The sequence below is a fragment of the Synechococcus sp. R55.7 genome (genome assembly GCF_047461955.1).
Lineage (GTDB): Bacteria > Cyanobacteriota > Cyanobacteriia > Thermostichales > Thermostichaceae > Thermostichus.
Window position 1 is genome coordinate 1 of record NZ_JANSIC010000467.1, and the last position, 711, is coordinate 711.

A 711-nucleotide genomic window follows, 5' to 3' on the forward strand; every position below is an offset into this window, starting at 1 on the left:
CTGTCAGAGGTTCTGGTGGGGTTGGCCATGTATTGCAACGTGCAGTTCAAGGCCAAGTTCAATAAGCCCAACCGCACGGAGAAGGATGAGGAGTTGGGGTTTTATTTCCGCGACGCCGCCAAAGCTCTAGAGGTGGCTGCCAGCCTCACCTATCGCACCATCGACCGCTCTCAATCTGCCCGGCCCAGCACCTAGCCACTGGGATCCCTTTTTAGCTCTCACCCCCAACCTCTCTCAGGAAGAAAAAAGGGAGCCGGCGATCCATTGAGGATCTTAAGGATCTTGGGGTGGCAAGGGATCCCCCTGGGTTTTTATGCTGGTGGGCAACAAGTTGCATTGAGGCTGAGCGTGAGAATCGTCTGGGAACGCAGCATTTACGGGGGCAATGGCCGAGTGCCCTGCATTATCTGTGGGGGATGGGCCAACCCCATCCAGAAAAAAGGGCACCAAGTGTTGCTGGCGGTGGTCTATAACGACCGCGGGCAAATCTACGGGGAAGTCTGCCGCAGCTGCCTCGGTTTGGGGGCCAAAGGCATCAAAGAGTGCCTGCAAGAGCGGATCGCCCGTTTGCGCAAGCAACTGGAAGATTTGGAAGAGCTGGAGCAGGGAGAGGTGCAACTGCCTACATTGGAGCAGGAGTTGAGCGCCTATTTGGATTGAGGACTACACCCCTCTGAAAAACTTACGAAACCCCAATAGGAGGTGACGTCT

Annotated in this window: 2 protein-coding genes; both read left to right on the forward strand. The window is 55.8% G+C overall.

Translation table 11 applies throughout. The annotated features are described in order from the left end of the window. The coding region (locus tag NW820_RS13165) for a hypothetical protein (protein ID WP_414407743.1) at positions 1–195 on the forward strand (195 nt) is incomplete at its 5' end. Between the two features lie 153 nt (positions 196–348). After that, positions 349–660 carry a hypothetical protein gene (locus tag NW820_RS13170; protein ID WP_011433892.1) on the forward strand — a complete coding sequence of 104 codons (312 nt, stop codon included), beginning with the start codon at positions 349–351 and terminating at the stop codon, positions 658–660. Positions 661–711 lie beyond the last annotated feature (51 nt).